This window comes from Vibrio nomapromontoriensis (genome assembly GCF_050337205.1).
Lineage (GTDB): Bacteria > Pseudomonadota > Gammaproteobacteria > Enterobacterales > Vibrionaceae > Vibrio > Vibrio nomapromontoriensis.
The window spans coordinates 1-21,007 of sequence record NZ_JAKJSS010000022.1 but is presented as its reverse complement, the minus strand read 5'-3'; the positions used below and the strand labels follow the sequence as shown (position 1 = coordinate 21,007).

Annotated in this window: 19 protein-coding genes; 8 read left to right on the top strand and 11 right to left on the bottom strand. The window is 43.8% G+C overall.

Translation table 11 applies throughout. The annotated features are described in order from the left end of the window. Positions 1 to 60 precede the first annotated feature (60 nt). Together L4D05_RS22420 and L4D05_RS22415 are read right to left on the bottom strand one after the other, a co-directional pair. Complete coding sequence (locus L4D05_RS22420; RefSeq protein WP_428795328.1) at positions 61 to 2,118, bottom strand: sensor histidine kinase; 2,058 nt, start codon at positions 2,116 to 2,118, stop codon at positions 61 to 63. After that, entirely contained in the window at positions 2,108 to 3,568 is a 1,461-nt protein-coding gene (locus L4D05_RS22415) for a sigma-54-dependent transcriptional regulator (protein WP_428795327.1), read from the bottom strand. Before L4D05_RS22415 ends, L4D05_RS22420 begins: the two co-directional genes overlap by 11 nt. Positions 3,569 to 3,811: 243 nt before the next feature. Between L4D05_RS22415 and L4D05_RS22410 the strand changes: the two genes are divergently transcribed. From L4D05_RS22410 to L4D05_RS22380, 7 genes are all read left to right on the top strand, one after another. After that, on the top strand, positions 3,812 to 4,645 hold the full coding sequence (locus L4D05_RS22410) for an ABC transporter substrate-binding protein (RefSeq protein ID WP_428752470.1): 834 nt from the start codon (positions 3,812 to 3,814) through the stop codon (positions 4,643 to 4,645). After that, positions 4,645 to 5,346 carry an ABC transporter permease gene (locus L4D05_RS22405; RefSeq protein WP_250619059.1) on the top strand — a complete coding sequence of 234 codons (702 nt, stop codon included), beginning with the start codon at positions 4,645 to 4,647 and terminating at the stop codon, positions 5,344 to 5,346. The genes L4D05_RS22410 and L4D05_RS22405 overlap by 1 nt, the downstream gene beginning before the upstream one ends. A gap of 145 nt (positions 5,347 to 5,491) precedes the next feature. Then, complete coding sequence (locus L4D05_RS22400) at positions 5,492 to 6,229, top strand: energy-coupling factor ABC transporter ATP-binding protein (protein WP_428752471.1); 738 nt, start codon at positions 5,492 to 5,494, stop codon at positions 6,227 to 6,229. Beyond that, positions 6,207 to 6,791, top strand: a complete 585-nt coding sequence (gene mobA / locus L4D05_RS22395; RefSeq protein ID WP_428752472.1) for a molybdenum cofactor guanylyltransferase MobA — start codon at positions 6,207 to 6,209, stop codon at positions 6,789 to 6,791. The genes L4D05_RS22400 and mobA overlap by 23 nt, the downstream gene beginning before the upstream one ends. Before the next feature lie 142 nt (positions 6,792 to 6,933). Then, positions 6,934 to 8,718: a bifunctional molybdopterin-guanine dinucleotide biosynthesis adaptor protein MobB/molybdopterin molybdotransferase MoeA gene (locus L4D05_RS22390; RefSeq protein ID WP_428795348.1), complete on the top strand. Its 1,785-nt coding sequence runs from the start codon at positions 6,934 to 6,936 to the stop codon at positions 8,716 to 8,718. A gap of 27 nt (positions 8,719 to 8,745) precedes the next feature. Beyond that, complete coding sequence (locus L4D05_RS22385) at positions 8,746 to 9,012, top strand: DUF2960 domain-containing protein (protein WP_250619056.1); 267 nt, start codon at positions 8,746 to 8,748, stop codon at positions 9,010 to 9,012. A gap of 279 nt (positions 9,013 to 9,291) precedes the next feature. Continuing rightward, positions 9,292 to 9,540: a hypothetical protein gene (locus L4D05_RS22380; protein ID WP_428795326.1), complete on the top strand. Its 249-nt coding sequence runs from the start codon at positions 9,292 to 9,294 to the stop codon at positions 9,538 to 9,540. 54 nt (positions 9,541 to 9,594) lie between these two features. On the opposite strand, the gene L4D05_RS22375 is transcribed toward L4D05_RS22380, so the two are convergent. Continuing rightward, complete coding sequence (locus tag L4D05_RS22375) at positions 9,595 to 10,230, bottom strand: LysE family translocator (protein ID WP_428752474.1); 636 nt, start codon at positions 10,228 to 10,230, stop codon at positions 9,595 to 9,597. A 251-nt stretch (positions 10,231 to 10,481) separates the two neighbouring features. On the opposite strand from L4D05_RS22375, the gene L4D05_RS22370 reads away from it, so the two are divergent. Continuing rightward, positions 10,482 to 11,963: a carboxypeptidase M32 gene (locus L4D05_RS22370; RefSeq protein WP_428795325.1), complete on the top strand. Its 1,482-nt coding sequence runs from the start codon at positions 10,482 to 10,484 to the stop codon at positions 11,961 to 11,963. Positions 11,964 to 12,120: 157 nt separating this feature from the next. On the opposite strand, the gene L4D05_RS22365 is transcribed toward L4D05_RS22370, so the two are convergent. The 8 genes from L4D05_RS22365 to L4D05_RS22330 all read right to left on the bottom strand — a co-directional run. Continuing rightward, entirely contained in the window at positions 12,121 to 12,819 is a 699-nt protein-coding gene (locus L4D05_RS22365) for a hypothetical protein (protein WP_428795324.1), read from the bottom strand. Positions 12,820 to 12,903: 84 nt separating this feature from the next. Next, complete coding sequence (locus L4D05_RS22360; protein WP_428795323.1) at positions 12,904 to 13,968, bottom strand: DUF1254 domain-containing protein; 1,065 nt, start codon at positions 13,966 to 13,968, stop codon at positions 12,904 to 12,906. A 381-nt stretch (positions 13,969 to 14,349) separates the two neighbouring features. Next, positions 14,350 to 15,636 carry a radical SAM protein gene (locus L4D05_RS22355; protein WP_428795322.1) on the bottom strand — a complete coding sequence of 429 codons (1,287 nt, stop codon included), beginning with the start codon at positions 15,634 to 15,636 and terminating at the stop codon, positions 14,350 to 14,352. Then, positions 15,627 to 16,310 carry an ABC transporter ATP-binding protein gene (locus L4D05_RS22350; RefSeq protein WP_428752478.1) on the bottom strand — a complete coding sequence of 228 codons (684 nt, stop codon included), beginning with the start codon at positions 16,308 to 16,310 and terminating at the stop codon, positions 15,627 to 15,629. Before L4D05_RS22350 ends, L4D05_RS22355 begins: the two co-directional genes overlap by 10 nt. After that, on the bottom strand, positions 16,303 to 17,565 hold the full coding sequence (locus tag L4D05_RS22345) for an efflux RND transporter periplasmic adaptor subunit (RefSeq protein ID WP_428795321.1): 1,263 nt from the start codon (positions 17,563 to 17,565) through the stop codon (positions 16,303 to 16,305). Before L4D05_RS22345 ends, L4D05_RS22350 begins: the two co-directional genes overlap by 8 nt. A gap of 7 nt (positions 17,566 to 17,572) precedes the next feature. Next, the gene (locus L4D05_RS22340) at positions 17,573 to 19,939 is read right to left on the bottom strand and encodes a hypothetical protein (RefSeq protein ID WP_428795320.1); all 2,367 of its coding nucleotides are present in this window, start codon (positions 19,937 to 19,939) and stop codon (positions 17,573 to 17,575) included. 84 nt (positions 19,940 to 20,023) lie between these two features. Further along, positions 20,024 to 20,227, bottom strand: coding sequence for a hypothetical protein (locus tag L4D05_RS22335; protein ID WP_428795319.1), 204 nt, complete (start codon positions 20,225 to 20,227; stop codon positions 20,024 to 20,026). A gap of 354 nt (positions 20,228 to 20,581) precedes the next feature. Continuing rightward, on the bottom strand, positions 20,582 to 21,007 hold a 426-nt coding region (locus L4D05_RS22330), incomplete at its 5' end, for a zinc-binding dehydrogenase (RefSeq protein ID WP_428795318.1).

Sequence of the window (21,007 nt, the reverse complement as noted above, 5' to 3'; positions counted from 1 at the left end):
ACTGCTAACTGCTAACTGCTAACTGCTAACTGCTAACTGCTAACTGCTAACTGCTAACTGCTAACTGCTAACTAGTAGATGATGATCGGTTTTATTTGGTAAGTACAAGGTAAATTGGCTTCCTTTACCTAGCTCGGATTTTACTTTTATCTCACCACCTGTTTGACTCAAGATACTTTGCGATACGGATAAACCCAATCCAGTACCGTCGCGCTTAGTGGTAAAAAATGGGTCGAAGATTCGCTTCAAATTAGCATCTGAAATTCCACAACCTTCATCGATAATATGAATTAATGCGCCAATTTTTTCGCTTCCTTCAATCCAGTCTTCACTTAATACTGTAAGACGCCCCTTGCCCTGCATCGCATGTATCGCGTTCATTTGCAGGTTAACCAAAATTTGCAGCAATTGGTGACGGTTAATTTCTACTGGTGTTTTCGCATGTAAGTCCACGTAAAATTCGACATCTCGCTTCTTTGAACCCGTACGAACGAGAGTCACGCTCTCATCGACAATGGGGTTAACGTGCTGCCAGGTCACTTCATCTTGCACGCCACCTTGTCGGCTATACTGCAGTAAACTTCGGGTAATGTTTCGAATGCGGTCAATCTGCACTAAGATCGCGTCCACCTCTTCTTCAACGGCGCTAACATCATCACCAAGCTCAAATTTTAGCAATTCCACGTTACCTAAAATTACAGCGGTAGGGTTGTTAATTTCATGAGCAATCCCTGCCGTTAGCTCCCCCAAAGCCGCCAGTTTTTCATTAACAATTAGCTTATCTTTGGTTTGATTCAACAAGTGAATGTGCAGCTCTAGCTGCTCAGTTTTGTCCTTCAAACTCGCGGTTCTTGACGCCACTTTAGCTTCTAGCTCATGAGCGGCTTCTTGAATTTGCTCATTGCGATATTGTAACTGATTAAGCATGTTATCGAATTGCCGAGCAAGTTGACTTAACTCGTGCTGACTATCTAATCCAATATCACCGATACGCTCTTCGTCTTTACCAAGCTGTACCATTTTCACCACTCGGTGAATTTGCTCAATGGGTTTAAAAAGACCACGCGCACCGCGGTAAACAATAAATCCAGACAGTAATAATATAGTGACGATGATGGCAGTCACCTCACCGACATTGGTTAAATAGGTTTTTAGCAATGGCCATGCTCGGTAGCCAGTATAAGCGATACCGACAATATTATTATCCATATCACGTAGTGCATCATAGCCGGCAATGTACCAAGTATCATAGACATAGGCTTTATCGATCCAACGTTGTCCTTGTTCAAGGACACTTTTGCGTACTTCGTCAGAGACGATAGTGCCTATTGCTCGGCGACCTTGATATGACGCTTCAATCGGAACATTCGTCGCCACCCGTAAATCTTCTAAAAAGATGGTTACGGTACCCTTAACATGGCGAGCTTGGCTTGTTTCTGAGTAAATGGTGTCCCGAATGCTGTCAACAAGTTCAAGGTTATTATTGAGCAATACCCCACCATCAAGATAACCAACCACGTTACTCGTATCATCAAATATCATAATTACCGAGCGGCTAACCAACGAACGCGTTTCTAATGCTTGCGTCGCCTGATGGCGCACCTCAGAATGCTCAGCAACTTGAGGCTCTAAAGCAAAAGCATCTTCACGTTTCAATACATCAAAAAAAGATCGTTGGCTCGCCATCTTTTGATAGTGACGAGAGTCGGTTTGTGGATTAACGGTACCTTTTATATTGGATAAACTTTGAATTGGAATCCAGCGTAAAAAATCGAGTTGATAACGCGAGTTTTGCAACTTAACCCATTCATCAAACTCTTGAGAAGACTGTATATGAGCAAGCCGCGTACGAAACTCATACGATTCCGAGAACGCCTGTAGGTGTTCGTGCTGCTCATTTTGCAAGCTATCCAGCTTGTCGGTGACAATATTCAGCCGCTCACCAACATCAACCAAAGCACTTTGCCATGTATAGTGAATAGACCAATAGGCCGTAATCGCGAACATGGCAATTAGAGTAAGGACAATGGGAGCAGACGTAAGAAATAACAATCGATAACGTACCATTGTCTGAGTACGAAATCGCCATCGGCTGACTAAATAACTATTAATCCTCATTCGACAGCCTGCATTCATCCCATTCCTTATACTTACGCTCTAGTGTTTTCCTTGCGACACCTAAATCACGAGACGCGGCAGACTTATTACCAGAATGGAAATCCATGACTTGTTGTATGTGCGCCTTCTCAACATCTTTTAAGGACCATGAATCCGGATAGCCAAATTGAGACTCACCAGAACCGCTTGTTGCAGGAAGCGTGGTGATATCATTGGATGATAACGTTATCGCAGCGCTGACCGCTGGGCCGTTTAGCTCTCTAAAGTAATGCGCTGGCGGCTTATTAAGCAGTATACAGCGCTCTAACATATTCTTAAGTTCTCGTACATTACCCGGCCAATCATAATCTTGCATGGCATACATATCTTCATGCGCCCAGTTTGGCTCGGTAACGCCCAACTCTTTCGCCAACATTCTTGTTAAATACGGGACTAACTCGTTTAAGTCGCTGAGTCGTGTGCGCAATGCCGGAACTTCGATCTTTAACACATTTAAACGATAGAATAGATCTTGCCTAAACTTACCATCTTCAACTTCTTGTTGTAGATTTCGGTTGGTGGCTGCGACGATTCGAACATCTACACTGATTTCTCGCTCAGTACCAACGGGTCTCACAGTACGCTGTTCAAGCACTCTCAATAATGATGCTTGCATAGCTAATGGCATTTCACCAATTTCATCTAGAAACAATGTGCCGCCACTGGCCACTCTAAATAACCCTTCACGACTTTTCTTAGCGCCAGTAAACGCGCCTGCCGCATGACCAAACAGTTCACTTTCCAGTAACTCTGGTGCTAATGCACCACAGTTAATCGCCACATAAGGACCCTTTCGTTTGCTGGCATCATGTAGCCCTCTTGCCACTAACTCTTTACCTGTACCTGACTCACCTTCTATTAACACCGACGCCTTTGAGGGCGCAAATTGACTGATGAGTTGTTTAAGCTGCGTGGTTTTAATAGAGGAGCCAATTAATTCCTTGGAAACTCGACGGTTAATATCATGACTTAATGCTGCGGTAACACGTTCAGCGGAACGCTTGTCCATACAACGGCTAACAGCTTGAAGCATTTGTTGAAGATTAAATGGCTTCAAAATAAAATCCGACGCGCCCAATTTAAGTGCGCTAATGGCCACCTCTAATTCAGCATAACCCGTCATAAAGATGATATCGGCCTTGCGATCCGCATCATTGAAGGCTTCTTCCCACTCAATACCTGAACGTCCCGGTAAATTTATGTCTAGGATAATCAAATCATAGTGGTTCTTAAGCCGCAGTGCTTCCGCTTCCTCCACACTACCGGCGGTGTCAACATGACCAAAAGCTTTACCGAGCGCTTTTTTTAATACCGCTTGCATGCCAACTTCATCGTCAACGACAAGGGCCGAAAAGGCAAGATAAGGGGACGCTTGCGCGTGGGAGTTTTCAGAAGAGTCAAAGAATGTCATAAATACTTGTTATTATTCCTATTTGAGACAGAGTGTACCAACCTGAGTCAAAACATCCTCATTAATATTGCGACATTTTGTCCCAGCTCAAATTAATTGTAGTTTACCTTTCGGAAAATTTAGCAAAATGTCGCACTTTGCCACTTTTTTCCTATAAAAATTATGGCATTGTCTTTGCTTAATATGCTGTGTCACTCCGAGCATTACGCTCTCCTATAAAAATAGACAAAAATGGATAACATTATGAAGCTCCCTCATTTGATGGTTTCAGCCCTTTCCGTGGCAGTACTTTCTGTATCGGCTTATGCAGAGACTCCTCAAAGCGAACTGCCTCACGTCAGACTTGCGACAACCACAAGCACATATCATTCTGGTTTATTAGACTACCTACTACCTGAATTTACGAAAGAAACAGGATACCAAGTGGATATTATTGCCGCTGGCACCGGAAAATCCCTTCGAATGGGCGAAAATGGCGATGTGGATCTTGTCATGACACACGCGCCTAAAGCAGAAGCTGCATTTGTAGAAGCAGGTTACGGCATCGAGCCGCACAAAGTAATGTACAACGACTTTGTTATCGTCGGCCCTGAAAAAGATCCAGCCAACGTACATGACCAAAAAAGTATTGACCAAGTGTTCGATAGCATCGCCAAAACCAATGCTATTTTCATCTCACGAGGCGATGATTCCGGCACACATAAGAAAGAGCTGCAAATTTGGCAGCAGGCAAAAATTGAACCAAACTTTGGAGGTTACCGTTCTGTTGGACAAGGCATGGGACCAACACTCAACATGGCGTCCGAGATGCAGGGCTACACCATGACGGACCGTGGAACTTGGCTTGCCTACCAAGCGAAACTCGATTTAGCGGTGCTGTTTGAAGGAGATAAGCAGCTGTTTAACCCTTATCAAGTCATTTTGGTTAATCCTACTCGCTTCCCAACACTGAATACCGAGGGAGCGAAAGCACTAAGTCAGTGGCTAATTTCAGACAAAGGTCAGACAATGATTAACAGCTATCGCAAAATGGGTGAACAATTGTTTGTTGCCAATGCAGAGAAATCCAATCGTTAATGAGTATTACCGAAACGACCATGGAGGCCTTTGGCCTCCTATTTAGCCTAGACCGAGAGCTGTGGAAAATTGTCGCAGTGTCTTTTAGTGTCTCTATTTCCGCCGTCTCTTTGGTGGTCTTGCCAGCTATCTTATTTTCTTACCTACTCGCCTATAGTAACTTCCCCGGTAAATGGATGCTGTTATCTTTAGTTAATACGCTACAAGCTATCCCTACTGTGGTCATCGGATTACTGCTTTACATGCTGCTTTCTCGCTCAGGTCCATTAGGTGACTGGCAGATGTTGTTTACCCAAAAGGCGATGATCATAGGGCAAATGCTAATTTGCTTTCCAGTTCTGGTTTCTATGATGCACGGTGCTTTACAAAGCACAGACCGAAGAGCAATGGAAACCTCCATTACTCTAGGGGTGTCGAGAACTCGTACGTTGATGACGCTGATTTGGGAATCTCGTTTCCCATTACTAGCAGCCGTTGTCGCTGGATTTTCCCGCATTGTCACAGAAGTGGGATGCTCAATGATGGTTGGGGGAAATATTATGGGACTCACTAGAAATATCCCTACCGCTATCGCAATGGAAAGTCATAAAGGCGCTTTTGCTCAAGGTGTAGCGTTAGGGATTGTCCTATTACTTCTGGCGTTAGTTTTAAACTTCATGCTTTCGTCTATGAGAGGCAAAGGGGTGCTGCGAACCCATTAACGCCCCTATGCGTTGTTTCATGAATAACATATTCGTTAAACAATATTATTTCGAAACACCTGAACATTCAGGGCTCGAAGGTGGCTACGAATTAGCATTCACCACTATACTTATTTAAAGGCTCTGCTTTAGGATTACAAAAATAATGACAATACAATTAAAAGCTAAGCAGATTTCCATGCGCTTCAATACTCGCGTGCTTTTCCATATCCCTGAGTTAAGTATTGGTCCCAATGATGCCGTCTACCTCAAAGGGGCAAATGGAGTAGGTAAAACGACCCTACTGAAAATTTTAGCTGGCCTGTTAAAACCTAGTAGCGGTGAAATCACCCCGAAACAAGGAGGTTTTATAAGCCGATTTTGGTCTGGGTCAGGTCGAAAAGACGTCATTTATTTGCATCAATCCGCGTACTTGTTCGATGGCACTGTTTATCAAAACGTTGTTTACGGCTTAAAGCACCGCCGACAGGACGCCCACGATAAACGTGCCGATGTTATCGCCGCACTGCGACTTGTAGGGTTAGAAACGCTTGCTGACGAACATGTTTCTGTACTATCAGGCGGCGAAAAACAGCGGGTTGCAATGGCAAGAGCTTGGGTGCTCAAACCTTCGATTTTGCTAATGGATGAGCCTAGTGCTTCCCTTGACCAAGAATCGATCGAACGCTTAGTCATTATGGCTCAAAATCTTTTGGACTTGGGCTCTAGTATTGTCGTCACAAGCCACCAAGCCAATAAACTCACGGCGTTATGCCGAAAACAGTGGTGGATAAAAGACTGTACCTTGATAGAATCGCCCTTGCTACAAGTTATCGATAAAAGCACTATCCATAAAAGCGATATCAAACAAGAGAGTACTTATGCTGCAACCAACGCAGACTAGTTGGGTTATCCTCGCCGGAGGACAAGCCTCACGCATGGGCGGAAATGACAAAGGGCTCATCGAGTTCAATGGCAAGCCATTGATTGAGCACGTATTACAACAATTGTCGTCTCAAACCAATAACATCACGATTAATGCCAACCGAAACCATCACCGTTACACGCAATATGGCCCTGTAATTAGTGACACCTTCCCAGACTATCCCGGCCCTTTAGGTGGCATTCACGCAGGCCTTCTTGCTGCAAATACTGACTGGGTCGGCTTTGTACCTTGTGACAGCCCTTTTATCGACTCATCACTCATTTCTCGATTTTGTGACAAGGTCACGCCAAATTCGGATATTCTTGTTGCGCACGATGGTGAATTTCATCAGCCCGTCTTTACGATGTTTCATCGACGGGTACTTCCCAAGCTAGAAGCATTTTTAGAAAGGGGCGATCGGAAAATCATTCTCCTTTATAAAGATTGTCACACCGATTATGTCGACTTTTCTGACTCGCCTGACTGCTTTGTTAACCTTAATACACCAGAAGAACTTGCTCGCTTGGCTGCGAACCATTGAGCAAAACCTTCTTTGATTAACGCAAAAACTGAATAGAGCTACGTCGCTTCAAAAATAAGGACTTCTGCCCAACGTAATGGCTGACGTTTCCTTCCTACAGAGCGGCTTACGAAAACCATCGAAATTAGAGTTTGTTATGACCATAAAAACTATCAACAACATTCCACTTCTCGGTTTTGCTGCATACAGCGGCACAGGTAAAACAACATTATTAGAAGCCTTATTGCCGAAATTAACCGCTACTGGGCTTAGAATTGGTGTACTAAAACACGCACACCACAATTTTGATGTCGATAAACCCGGTAAAGACAGCTACCGCTTACGCAAAGCTGGCGCGAGCCAAATGTTAATCTCTTCCCGCTATCGTCATGCCTTAATGACAGAGACGCCAGAGGAAGAAGCGAACTTCGAACACTTACTCTCCCGTTTTGACCATAAAGCACTCGACGTGATATTGGTGGAAGGATGTAAGAATATCGCGTTTCCGAAGATTGAGCTGAACCGAAAAGAATTGAGTAAACCTTGGCTTCATCCCAGTGACGAGAATATTATTGCCGTCGCAAGCGATAGCGCGCTTGACGTGTCATTACCTACTATGGACATTAATGACTTAGATGCTATCACTCAGTTTATCATCGAATACCTAGCGCCAACTGCACAAACTGAAGTAGCCGCAAGTTGCTGCGATACGCTGTCGCCTGCCTTACTGTCGGTCAAACAAGGACAGCAGAAAATACTAGAGGCAGTTTCATCAGCAGCCATGACTGAAAATGTCGAGCTCATGTCAGCGTATGGCCGCGTACTCGCGCAAGATATCGTTTCCCCTATTAACGTGCCAGCCTACACCAACTCAGCAATGGACGGATTTGCACTGCGTGCTGAAGATTTACCAACTGAAAACAATGGTCAGCAGCAATTTGATGTAGTTGCTAGCATCATGGCTGGTCACGCGTTTGACGGTACATTGCAGCAAGGTCAGGCGGCTCAAATCATGACGGGCGCGCCAATGCCAAAAGGTGCAGATACGGTAGTCATGCGTGAGCAAGCAACGCACGCTAACAGCAAAGTTTCTTTTGGTAATGCTGCTATTACACCTGGTCAAAATGTCAGACAAGCTGGCGAAGATCTTGCCATAGGACAATCGGTGTTTGAGATAGGTACCTTAATCGAAGCCCCAGAGCTTGGCATGATAGGATCACTTGGATTTGGCCAGGTTGAAGTAAAACGTAAACTTAAAGTCGCCGTCTTTTCTACTGGCGATGAAGTACAGGCGCCTGGCAGCCCTTTAAAAGCAAATTCTATCTATGATTCGAACCGTTTTACCATTATGGCAATGCTTCAAAAGCTCGGTTGCGATATTGTCGATCTCGGAATTCTTGAAGATGACGAATCTGTTATGGAAGCCGCTATCTTAAACGCCAGTGAGTCAGCGGATCTCGTGGTAACGTCCGGTGGAGTCTCTGTTGGTGATGCTGACTTTATCAAAGATGTACTTGAAAAAAGCGGTAATGTTGATTTTTGGCGCATAAACATGCGACCAGGTCGTCCCCTCGCCTTCGGCCATATTAATGGTAAACCGTTTTTCGGCTTACCGGGTAACCCTGTCGCGGTGATGGTGTCGTTCATTAATTTTGTGGAGCCGGCGATTAAAAAAATGCAGGGTATCGCAGAGTTTTTGCCTTTCAAAGCAAGCGCTATTGCTGAAATGCCGCTTCGTTCACGCCAAGGACGCACCGAATTTAGCCGAGGTGTCTACACTATGAATGAAGAAACTGGTCACTTGACAGTGCGAACGACTGGCAAACAAGGCTCTGGGATCTTACGTTCAATGAGTGAAGCAAATTGTCTCATTGAGATATCTCCGAATATCGATACAGTAAAAACCGGTGAAAGCGTGACAATTGTCCCACTTCAAGGCAGAATCTAGCGTAAAATTTTCAGCAGGTAGCAAATTATGGCTCGTACCATTCTTTACACATATAAAGACGAAGACAAAACACTGACGTTTTCTTATCAACAGCATCGCAACATCCATGAAGCGGTGGCAGAAGCTGAAGGTATCGATTTGACTGAGTTTCTAAAAATGGAACAACAAATCGAAGCAATTTCTGATACAAAGTCGGTGCGTAACTACCGTGATAATCACTTTCGTAAACTTGGTTTTACTAAATTGACGCTCGCCCAAAAAGAAAACCATGGTGTAGGTAAAAAGCCTCAATAGCCACTTTGTGTATACCATCTAGCTTAATCGCGGCAATCACCGTTATGCGAAACGTCGCGATTAAGCTTGCTCTCTTCACAAGTTCCCCTTCATTGAAAATGATGTGTCGCCATGATTACATCGACTCAACAAGCACTATCCCTTTTATTGAACAGCAGTCCCATCTCTTTCAATCGAAACAAAAATGCTAAACGCAACGGAACTTTTGGCGTGAAATGGCAACTAAATACCCTATAGAAGATTACAATAACGAAAGTTAAGTTAGTCAATTAGGATCACATGTTTAAGTTATTATCATTAAGCGTCATATTTTTTGTACTCACTGGCTGTGCAACACAAAACCAATTCGCAAGCGAACGAGCGTTATACCAACATAACACGGATGCTCGAAATTTCTGTAAAGCCATTGATGAAGAGAATCTCTCTTATCAGTGTTTTGATGAATATGTTCTAAATTCACCCACTGTCACGCAACATGAGTTACTCACTATCAAGCAGTCACTGCAACGTGCCAAGCAACAATCTTGATAACGTATATGATGGTACAGAGCCAATAATTGCGCGAGTTAAGTGGGCTTCAGATTATATTTCCGGTTCTTCGACAAGCAGTTTTATCCCTAAAGCAATCAATACAAATCCGGTGGTCCCTTCCATCCAGCGCATGAAGCGACCACTTTTTAGCAGCGATTTAGCCGAATTGAGCATACCCGATAAACTGCACTGCCATAACATAGCAATAAGAAAATGAATCGACGCCATTGCCATTGATTGTGCAAACGGTGAATACTCAGGGTTGATGAACTGCGGCAGAAATGCCAGATAAAAGACCGCGGTTTTAGGGTTCAATACATTTGAGAGAAAGCCCTCTCTGAGCGATATTGACGTACCCACACCTTGTGAGGCTGTCTCAGCAATAGGAACACCTTTTGCTGCTCGTAGCGCTCGCAAACTCGAAATGCCCAACCATATTAAATACAGTGCACCAACACCTTTCACTAATGAAAACAGCTCGGCAGACTGCGTCAATATGACAGAGATCCCCAGAGCGGAGAACGTCGCATGGACAAACAGTCCAAGGCAAATGCCTAAACTTGTTATCGCGCCATCTTGAAAACCTCCTCTTGAGGTATTTCTTATAACCAACGCAGTGTCAAGCCCGGGAGTCATAGTGAGGATAACAATAGCGACAAGGAAAGCTTCTACATTTAGGAAATACATAACATCCACTGTTTCATGTTCATCAAGGGTAAAGTGGATTTTGACTCAAGCACAACCTAATAGCTACTAAATCGGCAGTAAATAGACAATTAATCGGTAGCAAATAAACATAAATAGTCACTCGCGGATCCGACTAAGCGCCTTCGTTAAAGTGCTAAATAGAAAAAGTGACCGACTTGTTCGCTAAATCTTTTCGTAATCTATTGTAAATGTTAACTTAGCAACATCGTTCGCTTGGAAGGTTACGTAATATGGAAAACTACAATAAACTCGTTGAACATTACAAAACAATAGCAAATTTTAATCATCTCTCTGCAATTTGTGGATGGGACGCTGCCGCGATGATGCCTTCAGGAAGCAACCAAGCTCGCTCTGAAGCCATGGCGCAATTGTCCTTACACATCCACCAACTGTCTACCGCCCCGCACCTTTCTGACTTAATTAACCAAGCCCAAGACGAAAACCTCTCTGCGCCTGAGCATGCCAGCTTACGAGAAATGAAAAGGCAATGGCAGCTAAGTACCGTAGTGCCGGAAGACTTGGTCAAAGCTAAATCATTGGCAGGTTCAAAATGTGAACACGCTTGGCGAACGCAGCGTGGGGCGAACGATTGGTCTGGTTTTTGTAACAACTTCGAAGAAGTGGTCAACCTTTCACAGCAAGAAGCGCAAATTCGTGGTGAGGTAGCTGGCCTAACACCGTACGATGCTATGCTGGACATCTACGAACCAGGCGTCAATTCTGAGCAGCTAGATAGTATTTTTGGCGACCTGACTTCATGGTTACCAGAACTTACCCAACAAGTTCAAGACAAACAAAAACAAGAATCCGTTCATACTAGTAATGAAAGCTATTCTACCTCAGCGCAAAATGCGCTAGGCCTAGAGGTAATGTCGTTACTGAACTTTGACTTTGAACATGGCCGACTCGATATTAGTTCTCACCCATTTTGTGGCGGAGTGCCGGAAGACGTTCGTATTACCACTCGCTATGACGAACAAGATTTCGTGCAATCTCTAATGGGAATTGTCCATGAAACGGGTCACGCTCGTTATGAGCAAGGCTTGCCTCGACAATGGGCTGGTTTGCCGGCTGGGCAAGCTCGCTCTATGGGCATTCACGAATCTCAATCGCTGTTTTTTGAAATGCAGCTGGGGCGTAGTGACCCATTTATTGCAAACCTTGCGCCACTTGCACGCCAACATTTTAAAGGCAATGACCCATCCGTCTTTGAAGCAAACAATTTGAAGAAAATCTACACCCGCGTTCAGCCCGGTTATATTCGCGTAGACGCGGATGAGTTGACCTACCCCGCTCATGTCATCCTACGTTACGAAATCGAGCGCGATTTAATGAACGGTAAAATTAGCTATAAAGATATTCCTGAACTTTGGGATAACAAAATGCAGCAATATCTAGGCTTATCGACAAAAGATAACTATAAAGATGGCTGTATGCAGGATATCCATTGGACCGACGGCGCATTTGGCTATTTCCCATCTTATACACTTGGGGCTATGTACGCGGCTCAATTTATGGCAGCGATGAAAAAAACCGTGGATGTAGATGACGCCATTCGCTCAGGGGAACTATCGCCAATCTTTACTTGGTTGTCTGACAATATCTGGAGTAAAGCGAGCCTCTTAACCACAGACGAATTAGTTAAACAAGCGACTGGCGATACCCTTAACCCACATCATTTTGAGAATCACCTCCGAAATCGTTATTTATAAGGTTAAGATAAAAGCGTAGCTATTGCTCCCCATCACAATAGCTACGTTTGTAGGGCGGTTCGTACTCAAATTACCTAACTGATGACGTTTACTAAACGCCCTATGAAGCCAGTGGTTAGAGTATCTAGCGCTGCATTTAGGGAGTGCGTTTTCCGTGCTAGAACGCATATTTGTATTTGAAATAAACCTCACCACCTGTTTCTATCGATGTACTGTAATCGTACTCTTCCGCTTGCTGCCACTGGTTTGTGGTGCCTAGTCGGAATTGGTGGCTCTTGTATTGATAGCTAACAAAAGTATCGAATTTAAAACTATCCTCTTTCTCTCCATCAACCACCGTATAGAATGGGTCTAGACCGACTGACCAGCCATTGCCCAGTTGTATACGATTATAACTTCCGACGGTGTAGATTGCTCTATGATGGCTTCCACCCAACTCACCTGCACTGCCAATAGTCACGATTGGGTATAACTGCAAAATGTCGTTAAGTTTTAGAGAATAAATTGCGCCTAAAGATGCTGTATAGCCATGGTACTCCTCCTCACCTAGTACCTTTGCAGTGGTTATCGTATTGTCAAAGTACAGCCCAAGATCACCAAGCACTCCCATTCGAGCGTATCGTGTGTTGATACTATCCATACTATCCTTGGACTCGATAGACAATAGATTTTTACCCCAACCCACACCAATAGAGACGTCGCCGTTTGTCTCTTCACCGCTAGCGCCGTAATTCTGAGACAAGGTACCGCCTACGCTTGAGTACACTGCCGTTGGATCGCTCATGTCTACATCTTTAGCGAGTGCAGACAGTGACACGATATTCGCCACCAATAATGCTAATTGTCGTTTTTTCATTACTTTCACCCAGAACAAAAGTGGGTGGCTTTATTTACCACCCACTTTCAAAATCATTTCGTCTTTTGAGTCATCTAGTACTTTCTAATCACCTAGTACTTTCAAATCATCTAACACGTTGAAGTCTCCAGATTTAACAATCTCACTAGGTTGGTAATGACGCATCATTAAGTTCCAAGCGCCTGTGTCGTTGTTAATATCAATATTGTTCTTCTTACCTTCACAACCAAAGTGGATGGTAAATGTTCCATCGGCATTAGGCTCGGCGGTATAAGAGTTCAAACTCGCGTTCTCTGAAAACATGTAGATGTCTTTGTTGTACACGGTAAGTGACCAGAATGCGCCGTTCTTAGGGTCATCGAAAGTAAGGACCTGACACTGCATATTGGTGTTTTGTTTGGCGGCTTGATAGACGTTGTCTACGGTGTTAGCACCAGCCCAGCCCATAGCGGCACCAATTGGGTGCTTATAAGCATCAACTTCATTGGACGCGCCAAACATATTAAAACTGTTTATCCCTTTCGAAGCGCTGACCAACAGTTCGTGATGAGTCGCTTCAAATGACTCAGTCTCGTAGTTCACAGGGACGAAAGGTACTGCGGAACCCGCTTTAAGCACTAGGTTGTTTTGTACCTCCCGCATTTTTTCCATGTCAGCTTCCGTCGCATCGGTACCTAAGCGAACGACTATCCATACGTACGGTGTAGACCCTTTGATCTCGACAACATTGGGTTCAGTCCCCCCGTAGGCTAGATGACGAGTAAAGTGATTCCCATCGACTTGCTGTAATGACAGGTAACGCCCTTCCTCAACCGCAGGAAGCGTAATCTCAGCGCCCTTCGTCGTATCGACTAAAATGGTCGAGTACAGCGTGTCTTTTTGCATGCGAACCACATTTTGCTTATCAACTGGTGTAGGCTCACGGTAGTGTAGCCAATTGTTAATGCCAACGCGCTCCTGTTGGATTAAGAAGTTACGCTCAGACTCAGCTTGTGCATAGTTTCGTACCGTCACAAGCTCAGATGAAGCGCCTTTGTCTTCAAAATATTTAAGGCCGTTTTCACCAGTAAAACTGTCGGTACCCCCTATTGCTGCGAACGCTGAACCAGTAAAACCAAGAGTAAGTACGGTTATTAATAGTTTTTTCATAATGCATACCTTATTTGTGTTGCAACAAGGCGACACAGACAAACCCAAAACAGCGAAACATTTTTACCGCTTTGAATGGAGTCACGATGTCTATCCTTGAGTAAGTTGAACTATTATCGAGTTGATAAAACAACGCATTTCTTAATCGTATTGTTACTTGTTTATGATATTACTGGAAATCATTAGTTCTCATAGCTGATATCCATCTAGGTAATAACAAACGGCATATCATTTGCCTGCAACAACGGAGCGTGAGCTAACTCTTTTCAAAACATGCGGATCTTTGTCGAACCTTCTATAGATATAAAAAAGCCCCATCAGAAAGATGAGGCACTATGGCTCTTCACACGTTTTGGTCTGGCAGTCGTCGTGGTATGTAAATCACGCCTCTCGCGCTAAAGAAGCATATTTAGCGACGGTATTGAATAGCTCCCTTGACCCACAGCAGGTCTTACTGGCTTTACTGTCGTACTTTAGAGAGTTAATCCTGTCATGAGAACACCCGCCACGGCAAAACTGAAACCATTCACATGATTTGAGTGCGCGTAAACTGTGTTGCTCTTCTACTATCATATCGTTGTGAAACTCTGACTGCTCATAAAGCGTTGCCAAATCATGTTTTAATATCGAGCCATAAACCGAGCCCGGAGTGCCAAGGTACTTATCGCAAGCTGTAATATCACCATTAGGCTCTACGGTGATGATTTCTCGGGCGCAATTCTGATCCCAATAACATTGAGAATGTTGCGAGGTTTCCTGAGTCAGATAGGCAACAATATCTTCAAACAATGGGATGGAAAGCTCGTCTCTGAATGACTGCCACCATATTTTGAACACTGCGCTAAGAAACGAAATGTATTCTCTGTAGGTGATAAATCGTTTGTCTTGCTCGATGTCCGAAGTTTGTGTATTGCTCGGTACATAGTTTAAGAACTCGACATTATCTATTTGGGCGGCAACAAGGTTACTTAACATAGGGGTAATTTCACACGTCGTGATTTCTCTATCGACCACCATCAGCGCACCATATTGAATATGATGCTGCTTAAGTTTATTGAGCGTTCGGATGATCCTGTCACTACAGCCTCTACCATTAATATCAACACGTCGACGATCATTTATAGCTGGCGAACCATCAAAACTGACGCCTACCGGAAGCCCAATGCCTTTTATAAAGGTGATCCATTCATTTGACATACTGAGCGCGTTAGTCTGAATGCTATTAGATATCTGTTGGTTTGGGGTTTTCAGTGTCTGTTGAACCCAAATGAGTTTTCTGAAAAATTCTGGTTTTAATAAGGTGACTTCGCCACCATGCCAAATAAACTCAAAGCGCTGAATATTAGGCGTAGACAAAAGCCGTTTGACCATAGTAACCATGGTTGAGAAACTCATGGTTGCATCCGGTCGATCAGACCACGATACACAGTATTTACAACGTAGATTGCACTTACGTGTCACCTTAACGATTGCCACGAGTTTATTACCTGTTACCGTACGTGACGACGTAACATTCTGATTAATTCTGTCAAACTCTATCACTTCGTCGACTGATAGCATGTTCTCCTTTGGGGTAGACCCTATGATATGGGCAGCAAGCTTTTTATAGTCCTTATTTGCCAGTGCGATAAGGTTGTCAGTGTCAATTAGCCGATTATCTATTGCCATGTGTTAACTCTTTCCTCTACGATTTCACCATCATGCATAGTCAGTTGTTTAGTCCCGTAATTCGCCGCGTGGTTTGAGTGCGTCACCATGACAATGGTTGCCCCGTTGTGATAAATCTTGCGCAAAGTTTCTAGCACGACCTTACCGGATTCACTATCAAGATTACCCGTAGGTTCGTCTGCAAGAATCAGTTTGGGCTGACTCACACAGGCCCTTGCAATGGCGACGCGTTGCTGTTGCCCGCCTGAAAGTTGGAAAGGCTTGTGGTTCAATCGGTGACCAAGTTGAATATCTTGCAAACTTTTCTTGGCCATCGATTTGGCTTGCACTGGGTTATATCCTCGATACAACAGAGGAAGTTCAACGTTTTCAAGTGACGATAGATGCGGAATTAGGTTGAAAGATTGAAAAACGTAACCCAATGTCGCTCGTCGAACCCTTACTATATTGGTGTTGCTCATTCGAGATACCTGATGCTCATCCAATGTATATGAGCCCTGATCTAACGCTTCAAAAAGTCCTAAAACATTAAGCAATGTTGACTTTCCGCTACCAGACGGACCCATGATAGAGACAAACTCATGATTATTTATTGTCAAATCAATATCATTTAGAGCAGTGGTACGAACCGTATCGGTTTGGAAATGTTTCGTCGCGTTAGCTAGTTCAATCATTAGCGGCAACCTTTATAAATGCAGAGTGAGTGTAGGTGTTGTTATTGAGAGTAATCACGATCATTTCGCGGTCTACCCCCTCAAACAGCTCGACTTGCTTATTACCTAGCCGGCGAGCTTTTACCTTTGAGCGCACAGCGATCCGCGTCGCTGGATCGAAATGATAGAGGTATTGATGTCCACCTTCGTTGACGATGGCTTTTTCTTGGGTAATGAAAGCTTTATCTGGCGAAGTGGTTTGAATATTCACCGCGATAGATTGACCCCGAGTGAGGGTGTCAGGTTTGAGATCTTTAAATTCAAACTTAACCTTGAATTTGCCATTTTTAACGAGCTTAGAAGTCTGTTTGACTGTGAGAGCATATGGCTTGCCATCGATCGTTGCTGTAACCAATGATGTGTCATGAACTTGGTGCAAATAATATTCACCAATTTGTGCTTCCAAATGATAGGTGCTTGGCTGGTCAACTAGCCCAATGGTTTGTCCCGTAGCAATATTCTGCCCTATTTTAATATCTAGCTCTGAGACCACACCATTAAAGGGAGACCGTATGACCAACTGATCTAGCCCCTGTGAAACGAGGGCTTTCAGCTCAAATAGCTCCTCGATGGAGGTATCAATTACTTGTACGTGTTGTGACGACGCTTTCATTTCCGAACCTAGGAATTCACGTAGCAGGTTGTATCGTGTCTGCCAGTGTTCCAGCTTGTCGGTTAAATTGTGGATTTGATTCTCTTCAATGTAGCCAGAGCTAGAGATGATTCGTTTTTTAGCTAACTCTCTAGACAGTATGTTCATATTGTATTTCGCCTCACTGTAATCAAGCTGGCTGTTGAGTTGCTGACTTTCTATGGCCAATTTCAGGCTACGCAGATTTGAGATCTGCTCAGCGATGAACGAAATTCGAGACGAAGTTTCCATGACAAGATTATGATTGCTGAGCTCTGCAATCACGTCTCCTTTTTGTACCGACTCTGACGCAGTCCTATTGATCTGGGTGACATTTCCACCGGACAAAGCAGTAAGAACGTGACTACTGCTAGGGATGGCGATGGCTCGGGCGTGAATCGTTTCACTGACCACTGATCTTGTGACGTGATGCATGGCCACGGCGGTATCTGGAACGCGAATAGTTTCATTATTAGGTCGAAACTTCCAAGCTAACCAAACTAACATCGCAATGAGCAAAGTAATGGAAAGAAGGACAAACCATGACTTGAGGTGAATACGTTTTTGAGGAATATAAGTGTCCATAGCTTATCTATTCTAGGTGAGCTCGATTAAGTTTTCGGTGAGATATTAAGTACACGGCGACAGAAATGACGGCGGCAAACAAAGCAAGCACAGTGATGGAAAAACCAGAATAGAAAATCACAATGTTTGACTCATACGCTGGAAGCGGAATAACATTTTTAGACGCTAACGTTCCTATCCACAAAGCGGCAATCGCTGCTATCAAACTGGGCAGTGTGAGTCGTTTGAGCAAAAATAGAACATTCATTGTCTTATGCGCGCCCATCGCTTCCATAATGGCCAATATTCGACTCAACTTTTGTGTTTCTGATAAGCCTACCAGCAGAGAAGTCATCACAAGCAATGCAATACAAACTGCGATCAATCCTCGTAGAACACCGCCAATTTGGATCTGTTCGTCAAAATATTCACGCTGCAGTTGTTCAAGCAAGATCCCTTTTGAGGCGCCGGGGTAACTATGTTGAAATTTGACTAGTTTGCTCGCTAGATCGTGCTCGGTTTTAAACGCTGCAATTACATATCGCTGGGGTTGATCTGTTATCAGAATTGCGGTCGCTAGCGGAGACTCACTCAGCTCTCCGAGCTCAAAATTCTGGATCACTTTTGTGACAGTAAAAGCGTACGGGGTTGAATCAAACGTAAAGTTAAAACGATGGTTAATGAGTTTCTCAAACTCATTGAACCCAAACTGCCGAGCAAAGCTCTCCGTAACAATGGCATTGTATTCAAACTCTTTTGGGTTAACTTGAACAGCAGAGCGATGCCCTGCCAGTGTTTCTACCCCCAATACATGATGGATATCAGGGCCTGCATACATTGCGTTTGTTGATATAAATTCGTCTTCATTGGTTTGCATTCCATGCTGTAGGCCCAAGGAAATTCTCGATTTATCAAATGGTCGCCAACTACTGGTTGCGACAAACTCTATGTCTTGCTGAATAGCGCTAGGTATGGATGTAACAGGTGTATTGTTCGCGCTTTGCGCTATTTCTAATACCGCATGTCGATCAGATTGGTAGCCATAGTCGGTTTTTAACAGGCGCTCATTTTCAATGTAGCTTGCCAAACCTAAGCTGACCATAATGCCGGAAATGAGAATTTGAATACCCAAGAGAAGATGGTTTGATGACCAGTGCGCCGTTTTCTCGTATCGAGTGGTCGTAATGTTGTGACTGACACTACGAATAACGCGATAACTAATGATGCTTTCATACAATAAGGTAACGGTCACAAGGCCAACAAAAACATAAGTTATCGTCGTTACGTTTTGGGCAATAAGGTATTGAACTTGTGGGGAAAGGTCGAATTGCTGCTGGATAACAATACTGAGGATTTGGGCTGAGATAAAACAAAATGATAAAAACAACAATTGATAACTAAGGACATCAAACAGCGCCTGCGATGAGCTGCACCCAACGGACAACTTTACCTTTAAACTCTGCAATTTCTTTGTCAGTGAAATAGAGCTTAAACAAAAATAGCAAGCCACAGTACAACAAGCGACAATGAATCCAACCATATAAATGATGTTTAAGGTCGCTTTGGAAATGGTGTTATGGATATCGTCTGGCAACCCCAAGTCATAGTGTATCTGTGATACTGGGTTTACCTGCAGATCGATAAACTCTTGGGCTGTAAAAGGTGCGCCCGGAAGATTGGGGGCATTCTGGCTAACAAAGTCAGACAACATTGCTGATGATAATGTATTGGCTTCGCTAAGCTGAGCAAACAAGTAAATAGCAACGTCGTACCAGTTGTGTGACACACCGTGGTAATAATTGTCCCAGAGAGCACTATGATTGACAATCGCTCCGACTCTAAACGACGTGTCCTCCCTGATTGATAACACGTCTTTGATGGTGAACAAGCCAATGCTCTCCACATGAATCACTTTTCCCTTTGGCTCATCAAAACCCAGATAGTCTCTATTAAACTCAGGTGTAATGATTATCTCGTTATCTTTAAGTCGAGGAGGTACAGTCGTAAATGGATTTATCAATGAAAAGAAATTATCGCTCGCTGTATATAAGTCGCGAGTAGTGGTGGTAGTGATGTCACTTTTAAGAGTGACTCTCGGATTTCCAAGAAAGCTCGCACCTTCAACCATAGAGCTTTCTTTTATTGCGTGATACGCAGGAAAAGGAGCCATAGAGGAGCGAACGACATCACCGTTGGGCAGGTTAAAATTAGTCTGAAGTCGAACTAAGTTTTCGCTTGTCGAATAATAACTATCAATCGCTCGGTCGGTCACAAAAATTGAGACCGAGAAGCTGAGACACATAATGCCAACTACATAAGTTAGATAGGAAATAAGCATCCCGAAAGGGTCGGCCACTATGTCATAGGCCAGCTCTTTTAAGCAATTCAATCTCATACGCTACCAAGATCACTGTATATTTTAGTCATAGTTAGCCCGACCCTTTCGGTGACTTATAAAGAGCATTTAACGGAAGTCGCTCTATTCTTTATTGCCGAAGCCTCGAGACCAACTCCACGCAGAAATAGCCTGACTTCGTTCAAACAGTTCTAAGTTGATAGATGAGGTTAGGACCTTTTCAGTTCTACCCATACCCAGACTAGTATCCAGAGCGTTAAGTTTATGATTCAGCGAATTGACAGCAGATTCGTGTTCGCGAACGTGCAGTTTTTCCAAAGCACTCATAGGTGATCTCCTTTATATCCATGATTTAATTGTGGTTAATCATAGGGTTTGGGCTTTACGTTTCAAAAATAACTTACCTATGATTCAGGTGACCGCTCAGATAACAGAACTTTCATATCAAATAGTTACATTTATAGTGTGTCGTGCCGCGCAGTTTCCCGGGAATTTCGAAAAATGTCAGACAATCAAAATATTACCAACGATTGGCTTAATTGGAGTGAATTAGAACAGAAGAGAAGCATAGCCAGTACAACACAAAAAAAAGCGCCTCCGTTAAACAACAGAGGCGCTAGACAAATCATTTATCACTATTCGTGTAACCTAGTATGGCTTGACCCTAGGTCAACACTACCTTTACTTATCCATATGTAGAACGGTACGGATTGACTCACCTTTGTGCATCAATTCAAACGCTTCGTTTACATCTTGTAGACCCATGGTATGAGTGATGAACTCTTGAAGGCCAAACTCACCTGCCATGTAGCGGTTAACGATTTCAGGTAGCTCTGAGCGGCCTTTCACGCCACCGAAAGCAGAACCACGCCATACACGACCGGTAACCAGTTGGAATGGACGCGTAGAGATCTCTTGACCCGCGCCAGCCACACCGATGATGACAGACTCGCCCCACCCTTTATGACAGCATTCAAGCGCTTGACGCATCACGTTAACGTTACCGATACACTCAAACGAGTAATCAACACCGCCATCTGTCATGTCAACAATCACTTCTTGAATTGGCTTATCAAACTTCATTGGGTTAATGCAGTCAGTCGCGCC

Excerpts from the sequence above, each read along its gene's own strand:
- L4D05_RS22380 (WP_428795326.1), top strand. The coding sequence starts at position 9,292 with ATGTTTAAGTTATTATCATTAAGCGTCATATTTTTTGTACTCACTGGC.
- L4D05_RS22400 (WP_428752471.1), top strand. The coding sequence starts at position 5,492 with ATGACAATACAATTAAAAGCTAAGCAGATTTCCATGCGCTTCAATACT.
- L4D05_RS22415 (WP_428795327.1), bottom strand. The coding sequence starts at position 3,568 with ATGACATTCTTTGACTCTTCTGAAAACTCCCACGCGCAAGCGTCCCCT.
- L4D05_RS22355 (WP_428795322.1), bottom strand. The coding sequence starts at position 15,636 with ATGGCAATAGATAATCGGCTAATTGACACTGACAACCTTATCGCACTG.
- L4D05_RS22350 (WP_428752478.1), bottom strand. The coding sequence starts at position 16,310 with ATGATTGAACTAGCTAACGCGACGAAACATTTCCAAACCGATACGGTT.
- L4D05_RS22410 (WP_428752470.1), top strand. The coding sequence starts at position 3,812 with ATGAAGCTCCCTCATTTGATGGTTTCAGCCCTTTCCGTGGCAGTACTT.
- L4D05_RS22375 (WP_428752474.1), bottom strand. The coding sequence starts at position 10,230 with ATGTATTTCCTAAATGTAGAAGCTTTCCTTGTCGCTATTGTTATCCTC.
- mobA (WP_428752472.1), top strand. The coding sequence starts at position 6,207 with ATGCTGCAACCAACGCAGACTAGTTGGGTTATCCTCGCCGGAGGACAA.
- L4D05_RS22385 (WP_250619056.1), top strand. The coding sequence starts at position 8,746 with ATGGCTCGTACCATTCTTTACACATATAAAGACGAAGACAAAACACTG.
- L4D05_RS22335 (WP_428795319.1), bottom strand. The coding sequence starts at position 20,227 with ATGAGTGCTTTGGAAAAACTGCACGTTCGCGAACACGAATCTGCTGTC.
- L4D05_RS22365 (WP_428795324.1), bottom strand. The coding sequence starts at position 12,819 with ATGAAAAAACGACAATTAGCATTATTGGTGGCGAATATCGTGTCACTG.
- L4D05_RS22405 (WP_250619059.1), top strand. The coding sequence starts at position 4,645 with ATGAGTATTACCGAAACGACCATGGAGGCCTTTGGCCTCCTATTTAGC.
- L4D05_RS22340 (WP_428795320.1), bottom strand. The coding sequence starts at position 19,939 with ATGAGATTGAATTGCTTAAAAGAGCTGGCCTATGACATAGTGGCCGAC.
- L4D05_RS22370 (WP_428795325.1), top strand. The coding sequence starts at position 10,482 with ATGGAAAACTACAATAAACTCGTTGAACATTACAAAACAATAGCAAAT.
- L4D05_RS22360 (WP_428795323.1), bottom strand. The coding sequence starts at position 13,968 with ATGAAAAAACTATTAATAACCGTACTTACTCTTGGTTTTACTGGTTCA.
- L4D05_RS22345 (WP_428795321.1), bottom strand. The coding sequence starts at position 17,565 with ATGGACACTTATATTCCTCAAAAACGTATTCACCTCAAGTCATGGTTT.
- L4D05_RS22420 (WP_428795328.1), bottom strand. The coding sequence starts at position 2,118 with ATGAGGATTAATAGTTATTTAGTCAGCCGATGGCGATTTCGTACTCAG.